This window comes from Streptomyces sp. NPDC020845 (assembly GCF_044334165.1).
Taxonomy (GTDB): Bacteria; Actinomycetota; Actinomycetes; order Streptomycetales; family Streptomycetaceae; genus Streptomyces.
Map to the genome: position 1 here is coordinate 191035 of NZ_JBIRSJ010000003.1, position 16606 is coordinate 207640.

Here is a 16606-nt window from a genome sequence, read left to right on the forward strand (position 1 = left end):
GCCAGGCGCTGTCAGTGAGGTGACATAGGCTTCCCGGGTGGAGCCAGACCTGTTCACCGCCGCCGCAGAGGAACGCCAGGAGAAGGACCCGTCCAGCAGTCCCCTGGCCGTGCGCATGCGCCCGCGCACGCTTGACGAGGTTGTCGGCCAGCAGCATCTGCTGCGGCCCGGCTCCCCGCTGCGGCGGCTCGTCGGCGAGGGCAGCGGCGGCCCGGCCGGGCCGGCCGGTCCGTCTTCGGTTTTCCTGTGGGGGCCGCCCGGCATCGGCAAGACGACCCTGGCGTACGTCGTCAGCCAGGCCACCCAGAAGCGCTTTGTCGAGCTCTCGGCGATCACCGCGGGCGTGAAGGAGGTGCGGGCCGTCATCGACAGCGCGCGCCGCTCCTCCGGGGCGTACGGGCGGGAGACTGTGCTCTTCCTCGACGAGATCCACCGCTTCAGCAAGGCCCAGCAGGACTCGCTGCTGCCCGCCGTCGAGAACCGCTGGGTCACGCTCATCGCCGCCACGACGGAGAACCCGTACTTCTCCGTCATCTCTCCCCTGCTGTCCCGCTCGCTGCTGCTCACCCTCGAGCCGCTGACCGACGACGACCTGCGCGGGCTGCTGCGCCGCGCGCTGACCGACGAACGCGGCCTCGGCGGCGCGGTCACGCTCCCCGAGGACGCCGAGGGCCATCTGCTGCGGATCGCGGGCGGCGACGCGCGGCGCGCGCTGACCGCCCTGGAGGCGGGCGCCGGCGCGGCGCTGGCCAAGGGCGAGCCCGCGATCACCCTTACGACGCTGGAGGAGGCGGTCGACCGCGCCGCGGTCAAGTACGACCGCGCGGGCGACCAGCACTACGACGTGGCCAGCGCCCTGATCAAGTCCATCCGCGGCTCGGACGTCGACGCGGCGCTGCACTATCTGGCCCGGATGATCGAGGCGGGCGAGGATCCGCGCTTCATCGCCCGGCGGCTGATGATCTCCGCCAGCGAGGACATCGGGCTCGCCGACCCGACCGCCCTGCAGACGGCGGTGGCCGCCGCCCAGGCGGTCGCGCTGATCGGCTTCCCCGAGGCGGCGCTGACCCTCGGCCACGCCACGGTGGCGCTGGCGCTGGCCCCGAAGTCCAACGCGGTCACGCGCGCGATAGGCGACGCCCTCGCCGACGTCCGCGCGGGGCTGGCCGGTCCGGTCCCGCCGCATCTGCGTGACGGCCACTACAAGGGCGCCGAAAAGCTCGGCCATGCGCAGGGCTATCTCTACCCGCACGATCTGCCCGGGGGGATCGCGGCGCAGCAGTACGCGCCGGACAAGATCCACGGCAAGCGGTACTACGAGCCGACACGGTACGGGGCGGAGGCGCGCTACGCAGACGTGGTCGAGCGCGTACGCGCCCGCCTCCGCGGCGAAGCCCCACCCCCACGCCCGCCCCAGCCCGCCCCGGCGGAGCCCCCCGCGCCGCGCGCGGCGCAGCCCGCAGCCGCGCCATCGCCCGCCGCCCAGCCCGGCGGCGCCGTCGAGGGTTCCGCCCCGGTCGACCAGCCGGTCCCGGGCGGCCCCGGCGGTCCGGCCGACACCGACGGTTCGGACGGCCCGGCATCTGGCGGCCCGGCCACGGCCGGGATGTCCTAGCGTCGCCGTCCGCGGCCGGCCCGGCACCGCCGAGCTCCGCCGTCTCATGGCCCGCCGTCGCCCAGCCCGGCCCGGCGGAGCCGCCGTCGCGCGCGGCGCAGCCCGGGCCGGGCGAGTTCTCCGCGTCGGGTGACCAGGTGGCTCCGTCCACCGGGGCGGATGGCGAGGCGTCCGGCGGTTCGGCGGCGGAGTCGCCTTGGCGGCGTGACGCCGGGACCGTTCCTCGGCTGTCCGGGTGCTCGGGCCGTCCCGCCGCTCCCTGACGCCGGCCTGGCACCGCCGTACCCCGGCGCCTCGCGCCCGCCGCCACGGCGGGAGGGCGCCCCCAGCCTGGCTCAGTGGAGCCACCCCGCGCCGGGCGCGCAGCCCGGGGCGGGCGGGGCTGGCGAGGCGTCCGGCGGAGTCCGCTGCCGGGCCCCTAGGGCCTGTCGTCAAAGGGGGCGCCCTGCTCCCGACGCCGCAGTGACATCAGCCGCTACCGCGGCGGGCGGCACCTCGCCGCGTTGTCGCATCGCCCGCCACGCCGCGTCAGCGGCATATCGACCGCAGCGCCCAGTACGAGGGCGACGCTCCGCCTTGCGATGCGGCGCACCAGACGCCGCTCGCGGCCGGACGCCTCCCTTTGACGACAGACCCTAGTCCGCCGCCGCGTCGAAAAGCGCGTGCATCGCGCGGCGCAGTTCGGAGATGTTCCGCACCGGCTCCGGGAAGTCGAAGCGCGCGTCGAAGGGGTTGCCGGGGGCGTCGGGGAAGCGGACGCGGAGGCCGAAGCGGTCCAGGGCCACGGGGATCGCGCGGTCGCGCGTGCCGCAGGCGCGGTCCGGGCGGTCGCCGAGGAGGGAGCACAGGCCGCGCATCTGGTCGTCGTGCGCCGCGTGCAGATGCTGCAGCAGCTCGGCCTCGTGCGGGGCGAGCGGGTCCGGGGCGGCCGTAGCGAAGTCCTCCGGCTCGACCGCGTCCGCGCCCCACAGGTCGTCCACGCACGCCTCGCCGACCTCCAGCCGCAGCAGCGCCCATCCGCCGCCGCCCCCGGCCAGCGCCTCGCCGACGCCGAGCAGTTCGCCGAGCGGATGCCGGCGGGCCAGCAGGGCCGCGGCCGCCGCGCGGTCCCGGTCGCGTACGGGGGTGAGCCACCCTCCGACCCAGGCGCGTCCGCGGATCCGGTGGGCGACCGCGACCGGGGCGACGTCCGTGATCTCCATCACGCAGGTCACCTCGTCGTCCTGGGCGTATGCCGCGGCGCGGGCGGCGGCCGAGCCCCCGGGGACCAGCAGGAGCACATCGCCGTCGGGGGAGACGGCGCGGGCGGCGGGGGCGTGGGCCCCCAGGTCGTCCATGGTCTCGACGGTCCTGGCGCCGGGAATGGTGAGCGAGGCCGTAGCCTTGGACTCCACGAGAGTACGTACCCGCTCCGCCGCCGATGGCCGCGGAGCTTCTTCCCCGGGACGCGGCTGACCCTCCTCGGTGCTCTGACCAGCGCTGGGCAGGGGGATCCCAGGTCGAAACATGCGTCCTCCTCGGCTAAGGTAAGGCTCACCTAACTTATATCGGAGGTTCGTTCCCCGTGCCCAACCAGTCGCGTCCCAAGGTCAAGAAGTCGCGAGCGCTCGGCATCGCGCTGACCCCGAAGGCCGTCAAGTACTTCGAGGCCCGCCCCTACCCGCCGGGCGAGCACGGTCGTGGCCGCAAGCAGAACAGTGACTACAAGGTCCGGCTGCTGGAGAAGCAGCGTCTGCGCGCTCAGTACGACATCAGCGAGCGCCAGATGGTCCGCGCCTACGACCGCGCCCGCAAGGCCGAAGGCAAGACGGGCGAGGCTCTGGTCATCGAGCTTGAGCGCCGTCTGGACGCGCTCGTCCTGCGGTCCGGTCTGGCCCGCACCATCTACCAGGCCCGCCAGATGGTGGTCCACGGCCACATCGAGGTCAACGGCCGCAAGGTCGACAAGCCGTCCTTCCGGGTCCGCCCGGACGACGTGGTGATGGTCCGCGAGCGCAGCCGCGACAAGCACCCCTTCCAGGTGGCGCGCGAGGGCGGCTACGCCCTGGACGGCGAGACCCCGCGCTATCTGCAGGTCAACCTTCAGGCCCTGGCCTTCCGCCTGGACCGGGACCCGAACCGCAAGGAGATCCCGGTGATCTGCGACGAGCAGCTGGTCGTCGAGTACTACGCCCGCTGATCCGGCCGGGCGGCGCCGGCTGTACGAGCACCGGCGCGCATGCGCACCCCGCGGGTCCCCTTCGACATGGTCGGCGGGGACCCGCGAGGCGTTTCCGGGCGACCGTAATGCGGTTCGGGCAGGGGTGTCCGGCGCGATAAGGTCGATACCTGCCGCCCGTCCCGGATGACGACCCACCCGCCCGTGACGGCGGCCGACGGACGACCTACCACACGACGAGCAGCAGACGAGCAGCAGGGAGCGTGCAACGTGTCCGGTGGAGAGGTGGCCGGGATCCTCGTGGCCGTCTTCTGGGCGATTCTCGTGTCCTTCCTCGCCCTCGCGCTGGTGAGGCTCGCCCAGACGCTCAAGGCCGCGACCAAGCTGGTGGCCGAGGTCACCGAGCAGGCCGTACCGCTGCTCAGCGAGGCGTCCGCGACCGTGCGCTCCGCCAACACCCAGCTCGCCCGCGTGGACTCGATCGCGGCGGACGTGCAGGAGGTCACCTCCAACGCCTCCGCGCTCTCCTCGACCGTCTCCTCGGCCTTCGGCGGGCCGCTGGTGAAGGTCGCCGCCTTCGGCTACGGCGTGCGGCGCGCGATCGGCCGCAAGGGGCAGCAGCACCCGGACGGCGAGACCACGCGCACCGTCGTCGTCGGCAAGACCCTGCCGTCCGCCCGCCGGGGCGGCCGTCGCAACCGTGCATCGAAGGGCTGAGAGACCGGAATGTTCCGCCGTACGTTCTGGTTCACCACCGGGGTCGCAGCCGGTGTGTGGGCCACCACCAAGGTCAACCGCAAGCTCAATCAGCTGACCCCGGAGAGCCTGGCGGCGCAGGCCGCCGACCGGGCGGTGCTCGCGGGGCGGCGGATCAAGGTGTTCGCGCTCGACGTACGCGACGGCATGGCCGACCGGGAGGCGGCGCTCAAGGACGCCCTGGGCCTGAGCGCGGCGCCCGCGCCCGACCGCAAGCAGCTGCCCGCCCAGCGCGGCCGCGCCCAGCTCACGCAGAATTACTTGTACAACCACCCAAAAGCCGGAAATGAGGACCACTGATGGAGTCGGCTGAAATCCGCCGCCGCTGGCTGCGCTTCTTCGAAGAGCGCGGGCACACCGTTGTGCCCTCGGCGTCGCTCATCGCGGACGACCCGACCCTGCTGCTGATCAACGCGGGAATGGTCCCCTTCAAGCCGTATTTCCTCGGCGAGGTGAAGCCGCCCTTCGACCGTGCCGTGAGCGTGCAGAAGTGCGTGCGTACGCCGGATATCGAAGAGGTCGGCAAGACCACCCGCCACGGCACGTTCTTCCAGATGTGCGGCAACTTCTCCTTCGGCGACTACTTCAAAGAAGGCGCCATAAAGCTCGCCTGGGAGCTGCTGACCACCTCCGTCGAGGGGGGTGGCTACGGCCTGGAGCCCGAGAAGCTGTGGATCACCGTCTACAAGGAGGACGACGAGGCCGAGCGCATCTGGCGTGATGTCATCGGCGTCCCCGCCGAGCGCATCCAGCGCCTGGGCATGGGCCCCAACTTCTGGTCCATGGGCGTCCCCGGCCCCTGCGGCCCCTGCTCCGAGATCAACTACGACCGCGGCCCCGAGTTCGGCGTCGAGGGCGGCCCGGCCGTCAACGACGAGCGGTACGTGGAGATCTGGAACCTGGTCTTCATGCAGTACGAGCGTGGCCCGGGCGAGGGCAAGGAGGACTTCCCGATCCTCGGCGACCTGCCCTCCAAGAACATCGACACCGGTCTTGGCCTCGAACGCCTCGCGATGATCCTGCAAGGCGTGCACAACATGTACGAGACCGACAACCTGCGCGCCGTGATCGACAAGGCCACGGAGCTCACCGGCGTCGCCTACGGCGCCCACCACGACAGCGACGTCTCGCTGCGCGTGGTAGCCGACCATATGCGCACCTCCGTGATGCTCATCGGCGACGGCGTCACCCCCGGCAACGAGGGTCGCGGCTATGTGCTGCGCCGCATCATGCGCCGCGCCATCCGCAATATGCGCATCCTGGGCGCCACCGAGCCGGTCGTGGGCGAGCTCGTCGACGTCGTCCTGAAGACGATGGGCCAGCAGTACCCGGAGCTGCTGACCGACCGCAAGCGCATCGAGACCGTCGCCCTCGCCGAGGAGGCCGCCTTCCTGAAGACGCTGAAGGCCGGCACCAACATCCTCGACACCGCCGTCACCGACACCAAGGCCGCGGGTGGCACGGTGCTCGCCGGTGACAAGGCGTTCCTGCTCCACGACACCTGGGGCTTCCCGATCGACCTCACCCTCGAGATGGCCGCCGAACAGGGCCTTTCGGTGGACGAGGACGGCTTCCGCCGCCTGATGAAGGAGCAGCGGGAGCGGGCCAAGGCCGACGCCAAGGCCAAGAAGACCGGCCACGCCGACCTGTCCGCCTACCGCGAGGTCGCCGACACCTCCGGCTCGACCGTCTTCACCGGCTACACCGACACCGAGGGCGAGTCCACCGTCGTCGGCCTGCTGGTCGACGGCCTGCCCTCGCCCGCCGCGACCGAGGGCGACGAGGTCGAGGTCGTCCTCGACCGCACCCCCTTCTACGCCGAGGGCGGCGGCCAGCTCGCCGACTCCGGCCGGATCCGGCTGGACTCCGGCGCCGTCGTCGAGGTGCGCGACGTCCAGCAGCCGGTGCCCGGGGTCAGCGTGCACAAGGGCACCGTCCAGGTGGGCGAGGTGACCGTGGGCGCCGGGGCGTACGCCCAGATCGACGTCAAGCGCCGGCGCGCCATCGCCCGCGCCCACAGCGCCACCCACCTCACCCACCAGGCGCTGCGCGACGCCCTGGGCCCGACCGCCGCCCAGGCCGGTTCGGAGAACTCGCCCGGCCGCTTCCGCTTCGACTTCGGCTCGCCGGCCGCCGTGCCCGGCGCGGTCCTCACCGACGTCGAGCAGAAGATCAACGAGGTCCTCTCCCGTGAGCTCGACGTCACCGCCGAGGTGATGAGCATGGAGGAGGCCAAGAAGCAGGGCGCCATCGCCGAGTTCGGCGAGAAGTACGGCGACCGGGTGCGCGTGGTGACCATCGGCGACTTCTCCAAGGAGCTGTGCGGCGGCACGCATGTGCACAACACCGCCCAGCTGGGCCTGGTGAAGCTGCTCGGCGAGTCCTCGATCGGCTCCGGCGTGCGCCGGGTCGAGGCCCTGGTCGGCGTGGACGCGTACAACTTCCTCGCCCGTGAGCACACCGTCGTCTCCCAACTCACCGACCTGGTCAAGGGCCGGCCGGAGGAACTGCCGGAGAAGATCTCCGGGATGCTGGCCAAGCTCAAGGAGGCCGAGAAGGAGATCGAGCGGTTCCGCGCCGAGAAGGTGCTCCAGGCTGCCGCCGGGCTGGCCGCGGGCGCCAAGGAGGTACGGGGCGTGGCCCTGGTCACCGGCCAGGTGCCGGACGGCACGGCCGCCGACGACCTGCGCAAGCTGGTGCTGGATGTGCGCGGACGGATCCCTGGCGACCGCCCGGCCGTCGTCGCCCTGTTCTCCGTCGCCAACGGCCGCCCGGTGACCGTCATCGCCACCAACGAGGCCGCCCGCGAGCGTGGCCTCAAGGCCGGTGACCTGGTCCGCGCCGCCGCCAAGGCCCTCGGCGGCGGAGGTGGCGGCAAGCCGGACGTCGCCCAGGGCGGCGGCACGAACCCGGCCGCCGTCGACGAGGCCGCGGCCGCCGTCGAGCGGCTTGTCACGGAAGCCGCCTGACCGCCGTGCGACGCGGCAGGCGCATCGCGATCGACGTCGGGGACGCCCGGATCGGGGTCGCCTCGTGCGACCCCGACGGGATCCTCGCCACCCCGGTGGAGACCGTGCCGGGGCGGGACATCCCGGCCGCCCACAAGCGGCTGGCGGCCGTCGTCGAGGAGTACGAGCCGATCGAGGTGGTGGTCGGCCTTCCCCGCTCGCTCAGCGGGCGGGAGGGGCCGGCCGCGGCCAAGGTGCGCACCTTCGCACGGGAGTTTGCGCGCCGCGTCGCGCCGGTTCCGGTGCGGCTGGTCGACGAGCGTATGACGACGGTCACAGCCGCTCAGGGCCTGCGGGCCTCGGGCGTGACCTCGAAGAAAGGTCGTTCGGTCGTTGACCAGGCGGCTGCCGTCGTCATTCTGCAAAGCGCACTGGAGACCGAGCGTGTCTCCGGGCGGGCACCGGGCGAGGCCGTCGAAGTGGTCATCTGATCGCGATACGGTAACGTTCCGCGCGGCCAGGGCAGCCGTCGCCTGGCGCGTGATGTGTGACATGGGTGACACCTCGGCTGCCGCCATGCGTCGCTAGGGGTTCGATGACTGACTACGGCCGGGGTACCGGCTCCCAACCGTGGGATCCTCAGGACCCGCTGTACGGGGATCAGGGATGGGGCGGTCACCAGACGGCGACCGGTCACGATCCGTACGCCCAGGAGGCCTACGCACAGGACCCCTACGCCCAGCCCGGCTCCCAGGGCCACGGCGGCTACAGCCAGGACCCCTACGGCCGGGACGCCTACGGACAGGACCCCTACGGCCAGGGCGGTCAGCAGCAGGAGCAGTACCCCCAGCAGGGCTATGGGAACGACGGCTACGGGCACGAGGGCTACGGCCATGACCCGTACGCGCAGGACCCGTACGCCCACCAGCAGTACCCCCAGGGCTACCCGCAGGAGCCCCAGCAGCCGCAGCAGCACCAGCAGCAGCCCCACTGGGACGGACACGACACCGGCGGCTACCCGCAGCACCCGCAGCAGCCTCAACAGCCGTACGGCAATGGCGACTGGGACGGCTCCCAGGCCCCTCAGCCCCAGGCCCCCCAGCCCCAGGAGCCCGTCGCCGAGCAGGCCGAGCACGACGAACCGGCCGACGACCACCCCTTCTTCCGGGACGGCGACAGCGGAGGCGACATACTCCGCGGCGACCGCGACGACCGTGCCGACGATGAGTACGACGACGAAGACGCCGACGACGACGAGGGGCGCGGGCGCCGGAACAAGCCCGCCAAGCGCCGCAGCGGAGTCGCCTGCCTGTTCGTGACCGTGGTGCTGGTCGGCGTCGTCGGCGGAGGCGGCTACTTCGCCTACCAGTTCTGGCAGAGCCGCTTCGGCCCGGCGCCGGACTACTCGGGCGCGGGCAGCGGTGAGGTCGCGGTGGAGATCCCCGAAGAGGCGAGCGTGACCGCCATGGGGAACATCCTCAAGGACAAGGGCGTCGTGAAGAGCACGGACGCGTTCATCGAAGCCGCCGATTCGAACCCGAAGGGCGGCAGCATCCAGCCCGGTTCGTACACGCTGCGCAAGCACATGTCCGCGGCTGAGGCCGTGAAGCTCATGGTCGACCCGGCGAGCAGCAACGGCCTGATCGTCACGGAGGGCATGCGCAACGCGCAGATCTACGCCGCGATCGACAAGAAGATCGGCCTCAAGGCGGGCACGACCAAAAACGTCGCCCTTAAGGAGGCCAAGAACCTCGGGCTGCCGGACTGGGCCGACGACAACTCCAAGATCAAGGATCCGCTGGAAGGGTTCCTCTACCCCTCCCGCTACAGCGCCGGCAAGGACACCAAACCCGAGGACGTCCTGCGGAAGATGGTCGCCCAGGCGAAGAAGAGCTACGCCAAGTACGACCTCGAAGGCAAGTCCAAGGAGCTGGGCCTGAAGTCGCCGCTCCAACTCGTCACCGTCGCCAGCCTGGTCCAGGCGGAGGGCGTCACCCACGACGACTTCCGCAAGATGGCCGAGGTGGTCTACAACCGCCTCGAGCCTGGAAACACCCAGACCAACGGCAAGCTGGAATTCGACTCGACGTACAACTACATCAAGAACCAGAGCAAGATCGACATCTCGCTGCAAGAGATCAAGAATTACGACAACCCCTACAACACGTACTTCTACCGGGGTCTGACGCCAGGACCGATCGGAAACCCGGGGGAGGACGCGCTGAAGGCGGCCATGAACCCCACCGACGACGGCTGGTACTACTTCATCTCGCTCGACGGCAAGACGACCAAGTTCACCAAGACGTACGCCGAGCACCAAAAGCTCGTCGACCAGTTCAACCGGCAGCGCAAGAACAGCTGAGGAAAGATGTCGGAAAACCGCAGGGCCGCGGTGCTCGGCTCGCCGATCGCCCACTCCCTGTCCCCGGTGCTGCACCGCGCCGCCTACGAGAAGCTGGGCCTGGCCGGGTGGGCCTACGACCGCCACGAGGTGGACGAGGCCGCGCTGCCCGGCTTCTTCGAGCGGCTGGACGCGACGGCCGGTGACCGCCCGTGGGCGGGGCTGTCCCTGACCATGCCGCTCAAGCGCGCGGTCATCCCGCTGCTTGACGAGATCAGCGATACGGCGGCGTCGGTGGAAGCGGTCAACACGGTTGTCTTCACCGACGACGGCCGCCGGGTCGGCGACAACACCGACATCCCCGGTATGGTCGCGGCGCTGCGTGAGCGCGGTGTCGAGCGGGTGGCGGGCGCCGCCGTGCTGGGCGCCGGGGCCACGGCCTCCTCGGCCCTGGCGGCGCTGTCCCGTGTCTGCGAGGGCGAGGTCACCGCGTATGTGCGCAGCGAGGCGCGGGCCGCCGAGATGCGGCAGTGGGGCGAGCGACTGGGGGTGGCGGTCCGTACGGCGGACTGGGACGACGCCGCCGAGGCGCTCCGCGCGCCCCTGGTGATCGCCACCACCCCCGCGGGCACCACGGACGCGCTGGCCGCGTCCGTCCCCGACCGCCCCGGTGCGCTCTTCGACGTGCTGTACGACCCATGGCCGACCCGGCTCGCGGCCGCCTGGGCGGAGCGCGGCGGCGCGGTCGTCAGCGGCCTGGACCTGCTGGTGCACCAGGCGGTCCTCCAGGTCGAGCTGATGACCGGCCGGACCCCCGCCCCCCTGGCCACGATGCGGGAAGCGGGCGAGGCGGCCCTCGCCGACCGCGCCCGCTGATCCTTCGGCCGGGGGCACCTCCCAGCGGTGGCTGGGGGCGAGCCGAAGGGGCGCGGCCGCCCGCGCCGGAGGCGCTGATCTGTGCTGTCGAAAGGGAGAGCGCGCGGAGGCCCCGAGGCACGAGGGGGCGAGGCTGCGATCAATATGCGGCTACCGCCGCGTGGTCGACCGTCGACAGGGGCTGTAGCGCCCCGGAGGAGAACCGAGCCCTGAAAAGGAGTGGTCCGCCAGCTGGACCGGCGCTCGGCGGCGTCACCGGACGTGGGAGGATCGGAGGTGGCGGGCCAGGGCCGCGCGCTGCCCGGGCCATGCCGCCGTACGTCGAGGCGCGAGCATGAGGAGCACCGTTGAGCAGGTTGCGCTGGCTGACCGCGGGGGAGTCGCACGGCCCCGCACTCGTGGCGACGCTGGAGGGACTGCCCGCCGGTGTGCCGATCACCACCGACATGGTGGCGGACGCCCTCGCCCGCCGGCGGCTCGGCTATGGACGCGGTGCCCGGATGAAGTTCGAGCGCGACGAGGTCACCTTCCTCGGCGGCGTACGGCACGGCCTCACCCTCGGCTCCCCGGTGGCCATCATGGTCGGCAACACCGAGTGGCCCAAGTGGGAGCAGGTCATGGCGGCCGACCCGGTGGACCCGGAAGTGCTCGCCGGGCTGGCCCGTAACGCCCCGCTGACCCGGCCCCGCCCGGGCCACGCGGACCTGGCGGGCATGCAGAAGTACGGCTTCGACGAGGCCCGGCCGATCCTGGAGCGGGCCAGCGCCCGCGAGACCGCCGCGCGCGTCGCGCTCGGCACGGTCGCCCGCTCGTACCTGAAGGAGACGACCGGCATCGAGATCGTCTCCCACGTCGTGGAGCTGGCCGCGGCCAAGGCCCCGTACGGCGTCTACCCGACCCCCGCGGATGTGGCGCGGCTGGACGAGGACCCGGTGCGCTGCCTGGACGCCGATACGAGCAAGGCGATGGTCGCCGAGATCGACCAGGCCCATAAGGACGGCGACACGCTCGGCGGCGTCGTCGAGGTGCTGGCGTACGGCGTGCCGGTGGGCCTGGGCTCGCATGTCCACTGGGACCGGCGGCTCGACGCCCGGCTGGCCGCGGCCCTGATGGGCATCCAGGCCATCAAGGGCGTCGAGGTCGGCGACGGCTTCGGCCTGGCCCGGGTGCCAGGATCCAAGGCGCACGACGAGATCGTGCCGGGCGAGGACGGCATCAGGCGCGCCTCGGGCCGCTCCGGCGGCACCGAGGGCGGGCTGACCACGGGCGAGCTGCTGCGGGTGCGCGCCGCGATGAAGCCGATCGCGACCGTGCCGCGGGCCCTGGCCACGGTGGATGTCACGACGGGCGAGCCGACCCAGGCCCACCACCAGCGCTCGGACGTCTGCGCGGTCCCGGCCGCGGGCATCGTCGCGGAGGCGATGGTGGCGCTGGTCCTCGCGGACGCCGTCGCGGAGAAGTTCGGCGGCGACTCGGTCACCGAGACCCGGCGCAACGTCAAGGGCTTCCTCGACAACCTGGCCATCAAGTGAGCGGCCAGGCGACCGGCCCGGGAGCGAGCGGGCCGGTGATTGTGCTGGTCGGGCCCATGGGCGTGGGGAAGAGCACCGTCGGACGGGTGCTCGCCGAGCGGCTGGGGACCGGCTTCCGGGACACCGACACCGACATCGTCGAGTCGGCAGGCAAGCCGATCTCCGAGATCTTCATCGACGAGGGCGAACCGCACTTCCGCGAGCTGGAGCGGCAGGCCGTGCGCGCCGCGGTCGCCGAGCACCGCGGGGTGCTGGCCCTCGGCGGCGGCGCGATCCTGGACGACTCGACCCGCGCCCTGCTGGCCGACCTGCCGGTCGCCTTCCTGGAGATGGGCGTCGCCGAAGCGGTCAAGCGCACCGGCCTCGACGCGCCGCGCCCGCTGCTCGCCGTCAACCCGCGGCAGCGCTGGCGCGAGCTCATGGAGCAGCGCCGTCCGCTGTACACCGAGGTGGCCCGCGCGGTCGTGTCGACCGAGGGCCGCACCCCCGAGGACGTCGCCGACGCGGTCCTCGACGCACTGGAGTTGAAGGACGCATGAGCACCGACACACCCACCCGTATCCAGGTCGGCGGCACCGCGGGCAGCGAGCCGTACGAGGTCCTGGTCGGCCATCGGCTGCTCGGCGAGCTGCCCGGCCTCATCGGAACGGCGGCCAAGCGCGTCGCTGTGCTGCACCCGGAGGCGCTGGCCGAGACCGGCGACGCCATCCGCCAGGACCTGCTCGGGCAGGGCTACGAGGCCATCGCGATCCAGCTGCCCAACGCGGAGGAGGCCAAGACCGCCGAGGTCGCGGCGTACTGCTGGAAGGCGCTCGGCCAGACCGGCTTCACCCGCAGCGATGTGATCATCGGCGTCGGCGGCGGCGCCTCCACCGACCTCGCGGGCTTTGTCGCGGCGACCTGGCTGCGCGGGGTGCGCTGGATCGCCGTCCCGACGACCGTGCTCGGCATGGTGGACGCGGCGGTCGGCGGGAAGACCGGTATCAACACCGCCGAGGGCAAGAACCTGGTCGGTGCCTTCCACCCGCCGGCCGGGGTGCTGTGCGACCTGGCCGCGCTCGACTCGCTGCCGGTCCATGACTACGTCAGCGGCCTCGCCGAGATCATCAAGGCGGGCTTCATCGCCGACCCGGCGATCCTGGAGCTGATCGAGGCGGATCCGGAGGCGGCCCGCACCCCCGCGGGACCGCACACCGCCGAGCTCATCGAGCGCTCCATCCGGGTGAAGGCCGAGGTCGTCTCCTCCGACCTCAAGGAGGCGGGGCTGCGGGAGATCCTGAACTACGGCCACACCCTCGCCCACGCCATCGAGAAGAACGAGCGCTACAAGTGGCGGCACGGCGCGGCGGTCTCCGTCGGCATGGTCTTCGCCGCCGAGCTGGGCCGACTCGCCGGACGTCTGGACGACGCCACGGCCGACCGGCACCGCGCGGTCTTGGCCTCCGTCGGCCTGCCGCTGACCTACCGCGGTGACCAGTGGCCCCGGCTGCTGGAGACCATGAAGGTCGACAAGAAGTCCCGCGGCGACCTGCTGCGCTTCATCGTCCTCGACGGTCTGGCCAAGCCCGCGGTGCTGGAGGGCCCGGACCCGGCCGTGCTGCTCGCGGCGTACGGAGAGGTGTCCGCGTGACCCGTAAGGTGCTCGTCCTCAACGGCCCCAACCTGGGGCGGCTCGGCAGCCGTGAGCCGGACGTCTACGGCGCGACCTCCTACGCCGGGCTCGTGGAGGAGTGCGGGAAACTCGGCGCTGAGCTGGGCTTCGAGGTCGATGTGCGGGAGACCAACGACGAGGGCGAGATGATCCGCTGGCTGCACGAGGCGGCGGACGGCTCGATTCCGGTCGTCATCAACCCCGGTGCCTTCACGCACTACTCGTACGGTATGCGGGACGCGGCGGCACAGCGCACCGCGCCGCTGGTCGAGGTGCATATCTCCAACCCGCATGCGCGGGAGGAGTTCCGTCACAACTCTGTCATCGCGGCGGTTGCCAGCGGCACCGTCGCCGGGTTCGGAATCGGGTCGTATCGCCTCGCATTGCGTGCTTTGGCTGACGAATTGGCCGGATGACGGCTGTCGCTGGGCACACACCGTATTCCCCGGCCGTTCACACAGTGGCGGCCGGGGCAGGTACCGTTCGGTAGAACCGGCCTCACCGCCGCGTCATCACGCGACAGTTGCCAGTACCAGACCGCCTGCACGAGACGGAGTGCCACCGGATGCAGCACTCAGTGGGAGCTCCGCTGCCACCGCCCCATCAGCCCGGACCGGCCCCCGACGCGGGCGGCGCGGGCTGGGCCCAGGGCACCGGCCACCACCCGGGACCCCACCAGGCCCACCACCCGGGACCCCACCCGGCCAGTCCGCCCGGCCCCCACCCGGCCAGCCCCCCTGGCTCCCACCCGGCCAGCCCCCCTGGCTCCCACCCGGCCCACCCTGCACCGCCGCCCCCCGTCCCTCCCGCCCCGCTCCATCCGACGCCGGCCCCGCCGCCCATGGACCCGTCGGGCGTCACCGGCCATATCCAGCTTCCGCCCGGCGGTCCGGTGCCGCTGCCGCATCCGCCGGCGGGCGGCGCGGCGGTGACAGACGCCTCGCAGGCGGCGGTGGCGGTGCTGCTGATCGGCCCGGCCGGGGCGGGCAAGACGACCGTCGCCCGCCATTGGGCCGACCGCCGGCGGGTGCCGACCGCGCATATCAGCCTGGACGACGTGCGCGAGTGGGTCAGGTCCGGTTTCGCCAACCCGCAGTCGGGGTGGAACGAGAACTCCGAGGCGCAGTACCGTCTCGCCCGCCGCACCTGCGGCTTCGCCGCCCGTAACTTTCTGGCCAACGGGATCTCCTGCATCCTGGACGACGCCGTCTTCCCGGACCGCCCGGTCGTGGGCCTCGGCGGCTGGAAGCGCCATGTCGGCCCCGGGCTGCTGCCGGTCGTCGTGCTGCCGGGCCTCGAGATCGTCCTGGAGCGGAACGCGGCCCGTAGCGGCAATCGCCGGCTGAGCGACGAGGAAGTGGCCCGCATCCACGGCCGGATGGCCGGCTGGTACGGCTCGGGCCTGCCGATCATCGACAACTCCACGTACGACGTGGAGACCACGGCCCGCATGCTCGACGAGGTCGTCGCCCGCAGCATCGCCTCCCCGCCCAGCTGGTAAGCGGGCGGTAGCTGGTAGGCGGGCCTCAGCTGGTAGGTGGGCGGCTGGGCCCCCATTCGGGTCGCCCGACCGGCCGCGGCGGGCCGCACTGCGTAGGCTCAGGACCATGTCCCAGGCGTACGCGGCCCGACGTGCCCGGCTGCGCGATCAGTGCGCGGCGGCGGGTGGTGAGGCCGCGCTGGTCTCCAGGTCGGCCAATGTGCGCTATCTGTGCGGTGGCGGGGTGCCGCCCGGTGCCGTGCTGCTGCTGGGGCCGGTCCAGGATGTGCTGGTGGCGCCCCTGACGCCGTTCTGGGAGCCGCTGCCCGGTGGTTCGTATCACCCCGAGGACCTGCGGATTCTCGTGCTGCCCGGTGAGGGCGGGGACCCGGCAGGGGCCGCCGCCGACCTGGCCGCCGCGGACGGCGCCGAGTCGCTGGCCGTCGAGGAGCACCATCTGACCGTCGCCCGCCACCGGGCGCTCGCCGCGGCGGCCCCCCGGCTGCGGCTGGTGGATCTGGGCCGGGCCGTGGAGCAGCTGCGGCTGGTCAAGGACGACGAGGAGATCTCCTGTCTGCGGATCGCCGCCGAGCTAGCCGATCAGGCGCTCAGCGAGCTGCTCGAGTCGATCCTGGTCGGCCGGACCGAGCGGCATCTGGCGCTGGAGCTGGAGCGCCGGCTGGTGGATCACGGCGCGGACGGCCCGGCCTTCCCCACGGTCGTGGCCACCGGGCCGAACTCGGGCCGGGCCGGGCACACACCCACTGACCGGCGGGTCGAGGAGGGTGACTTCCTCACCATCGGCCTGGGCGCCGACTACCGCGGCTACCGCTGTGAGGTGGGGCGCACGTTTGTGATCGGACCGTCTCCCGCCGCCTGGCAGGTGGAGCTGTACGACGCGGTCTTCGCCGCGCAGCGGGCCGGGCGGGAGGCGCTGGTACCCGGTGCGGCCTGCCGGGATGTGGACCGCGCGACCCGTCAGGTGCTGGACTCCGCGGGGTTCGGCGAGGGGCTTGGACCGCGGATGGGACACGGTGTGGGCCTGGAAATCGACGAGGACCCTCGGCTCGCACCCTCGGCCATGGGTAAACTGGACGCTTGTGTGCCGGTCACTGTCGAACCGGGGGTCCACCTCCCGGGCCGGGGCGGTGTCCGGATCGACGACACGCTCGTCGTCCGCCCCGAGGCGGACGGCGGACCCGAGCTACTCACCATCACGACCAAGGAGCTGCTGGCGCTCTGACTCTGC

General features: G+C 72.3%; 15 protein-coding genes. 14 read left to right on the plus strand and 1 reads right to left on the minus strand.

All coding sequences use genetic code 11. The features are described from left to right. Positions 1-37 precede the first annotated feature (37 nt). Positions 38-1615, plus strand: coding sequence for a replication-associated recombination protein A (locus ACH4U7_RS08170; protein ID WP_398527163.1), 1578 nt, complete (start codon positions 38-40; stop codon positions 1613-1615). Between the two features lie 635 nt (positions 1616-2250). On the opposite strand, the gene ACH4U7_RS08175 is transcribed toward ACH4U7_RS08170, so the two are convergent. After that, positions 2251-3009, minus strand: a complete 759-nt coding sequence (locus ACH4U7_RS08175; RefSeq protein WP_398527164.1) for a DUF2470 domain-containing protein — start codon at positions 3007-3009, stop codon at positions 2251-2253. Between the two features lie 170 nt (positions 3010-3179). Between ACH4U7_RS08175 and rpsD the strand changes: the two genes are divergently transcribed. The 13 genes from rpsD to ACH4U7_RS08240 all read left to right on the plus strand — a co-directional run bounded on the left by rpsD (position 3180) and on the right by ACH4U7_RS08240 (position 16600). Next, the gene (gene rpsD, locus ACH4U7_RS08180; protein ID WP_398527165.1) at positions 3180-3794 is read left to right on the plus strand and encodes a 30S ribosomal protein S4; all 615 of its coding nucleotides are present in this window, start codon (positions 3180-3182) and stop codon (positions 3792-3794) included. A gap of 249 nt (positions 3795-4043) precedes the next feature. Beyond that, positions 4044-4490: a DUF948 domain-containing protein gene (locus tag ACH4U7_RS08185; protein WP_043486414.1), complete on the plus strand. Its 447-nt coding sequence runs from the start codon at positions 4044-4046 to the stop codon at positions 4488-4490. Positions 4491-4499: 9 nt separating this feature from the next. After that, positions 4500-4829 carry a DUF6167 family protein gene (locus tag ACH4U7_RS08190; protein WP_014174978.1) on the plus strand — a complete coding sequence of 110 codons (330 nt, stop codon included), beginning with the start codon at positions 4500-4502 and terminating at the stop codon, positions 4827-4829. After that, positions 4829-7498 (plus strand): alanine--tRNA ligase, encoded by a 2670-nt coding sequence (gene alaS, locus ACH4U7_RS08195; RefSeq protein ID WP_398527166.1) that lies wholly within the window; start codon positions 4829-4831, stop codon positions 7496-7498. The genes ACH4U7_RS08190 and alaS overlap by 1 nt, the downstream gene beginning before the upstream one ends. Next, the gene (gene ruvX, locus ACH4U7_RS08200) at positions 7495-7968 is read left to right on the plus strand and encodes a Holliday junction resolvase RuvX (RefSeq protein ID WP_078610369.1); all 474 of its coding nucleotides are present in this window, start codon (positions 7495-7497) and stop codon (positions 7966-7968) included. The genes alaS and ruvX overlap by 4 nt, the downstream gene beginning before the upstream one ends. 104 nt (positions 7969-8072) lie before the next feature. Beyond that, positions 8073-9839 (plus strand): endolytic transglycosylase MltG, encoded by a 1767-nt coding sequence (gene mltG, locus ACH4U7_RS08205; protein WP_398527167.1) that lies wholly within the window; start codon positions 8073-8075, stop codon positions 9837-9839. Between the two features lie 6 nt (positions 9840-9845). Continuing rightward, positions 9846-10694 (plus strand): shikimate dehydrogenase, encoded by an 849-nt coding sequence (locus tag ACH4U7_RS08210; protein WP_398527168.1) that lies wholly within the window; start codon positions 9846-9848, stop codon positions 10692-10694. 347 nt (positions 10695-11041) lie between these two features. Further along, positions 11042-12226 (plus strand): chorismate synthase, encoded by a 1185-nt coding sequence (gene aroC / locus ACH4U7_RS08215; protein ID WP_398527169.1) that lies wholly within the window; start codon positions 11042-11044, stop codon positions 12224-12226. 35 nt (positions 12227-12261) lie between these two features. Beyond that, positions 12262-12765: a shikimate kinase gene (locus ACH4U7_RS08220; RefSeq protein WP_089510375.1), complete on the plus strand. Its 504-nt coding sequence runs from the start codon at positions 12262-12264 to the stop codon at positions 12763-12765. Further along, positions 12762-13856 carry a 3-dehydroquinate synthase gene (aroB, locus tag ACH4U7_RS08225; RefSeq protein ID WP_398527170.1) on the plus strand — a complete coding sequence of 365 codons (1095 nt, stop codon included), beginning with the start codon at positions 12762-12764 and terminating at the stop codon, positions 13854-13856. Before ACH4U7_RS08220 ends, aroB begins: the two co-directional genes overlap by 4 nt. After that, a complete protein-coding gene (gene aroQ, locus ACH4U7_RS08230; protein WP_398527171.1) occupies positions 13853-14293 on the plus strand; it encodes a type II 3-dehydroquinate dehydratase in 441 nt (146 codons plus the stop codon). Before aroB ends, aroQ begins: the two co-directional genes overlap by 4 nt. Positions 14294-14442: 149 nt before the next feature. Further along, positions 14443-15378 (plus strand): AAA family ATPase, encoded by a 936-nt coding sequence (locus ACH4U7_RS08235; protein ID WP_398527172.1) that lies wholly within the window; start codon positions 14443-14445, stop codon positions 15376-15378. Positions 15379-15484: 106 nt separating this feature from the next. Then, entirely contained in the window at positions 15485-16600 is a 1116-nt protein-coding gene (locus tag ACH4U7_RS08240; protein WP_398527173.1) for a M24 family metallopeptidase, read from the plus strand. Positions 16601-16606 lie beyond the last annotated feature (6 nt).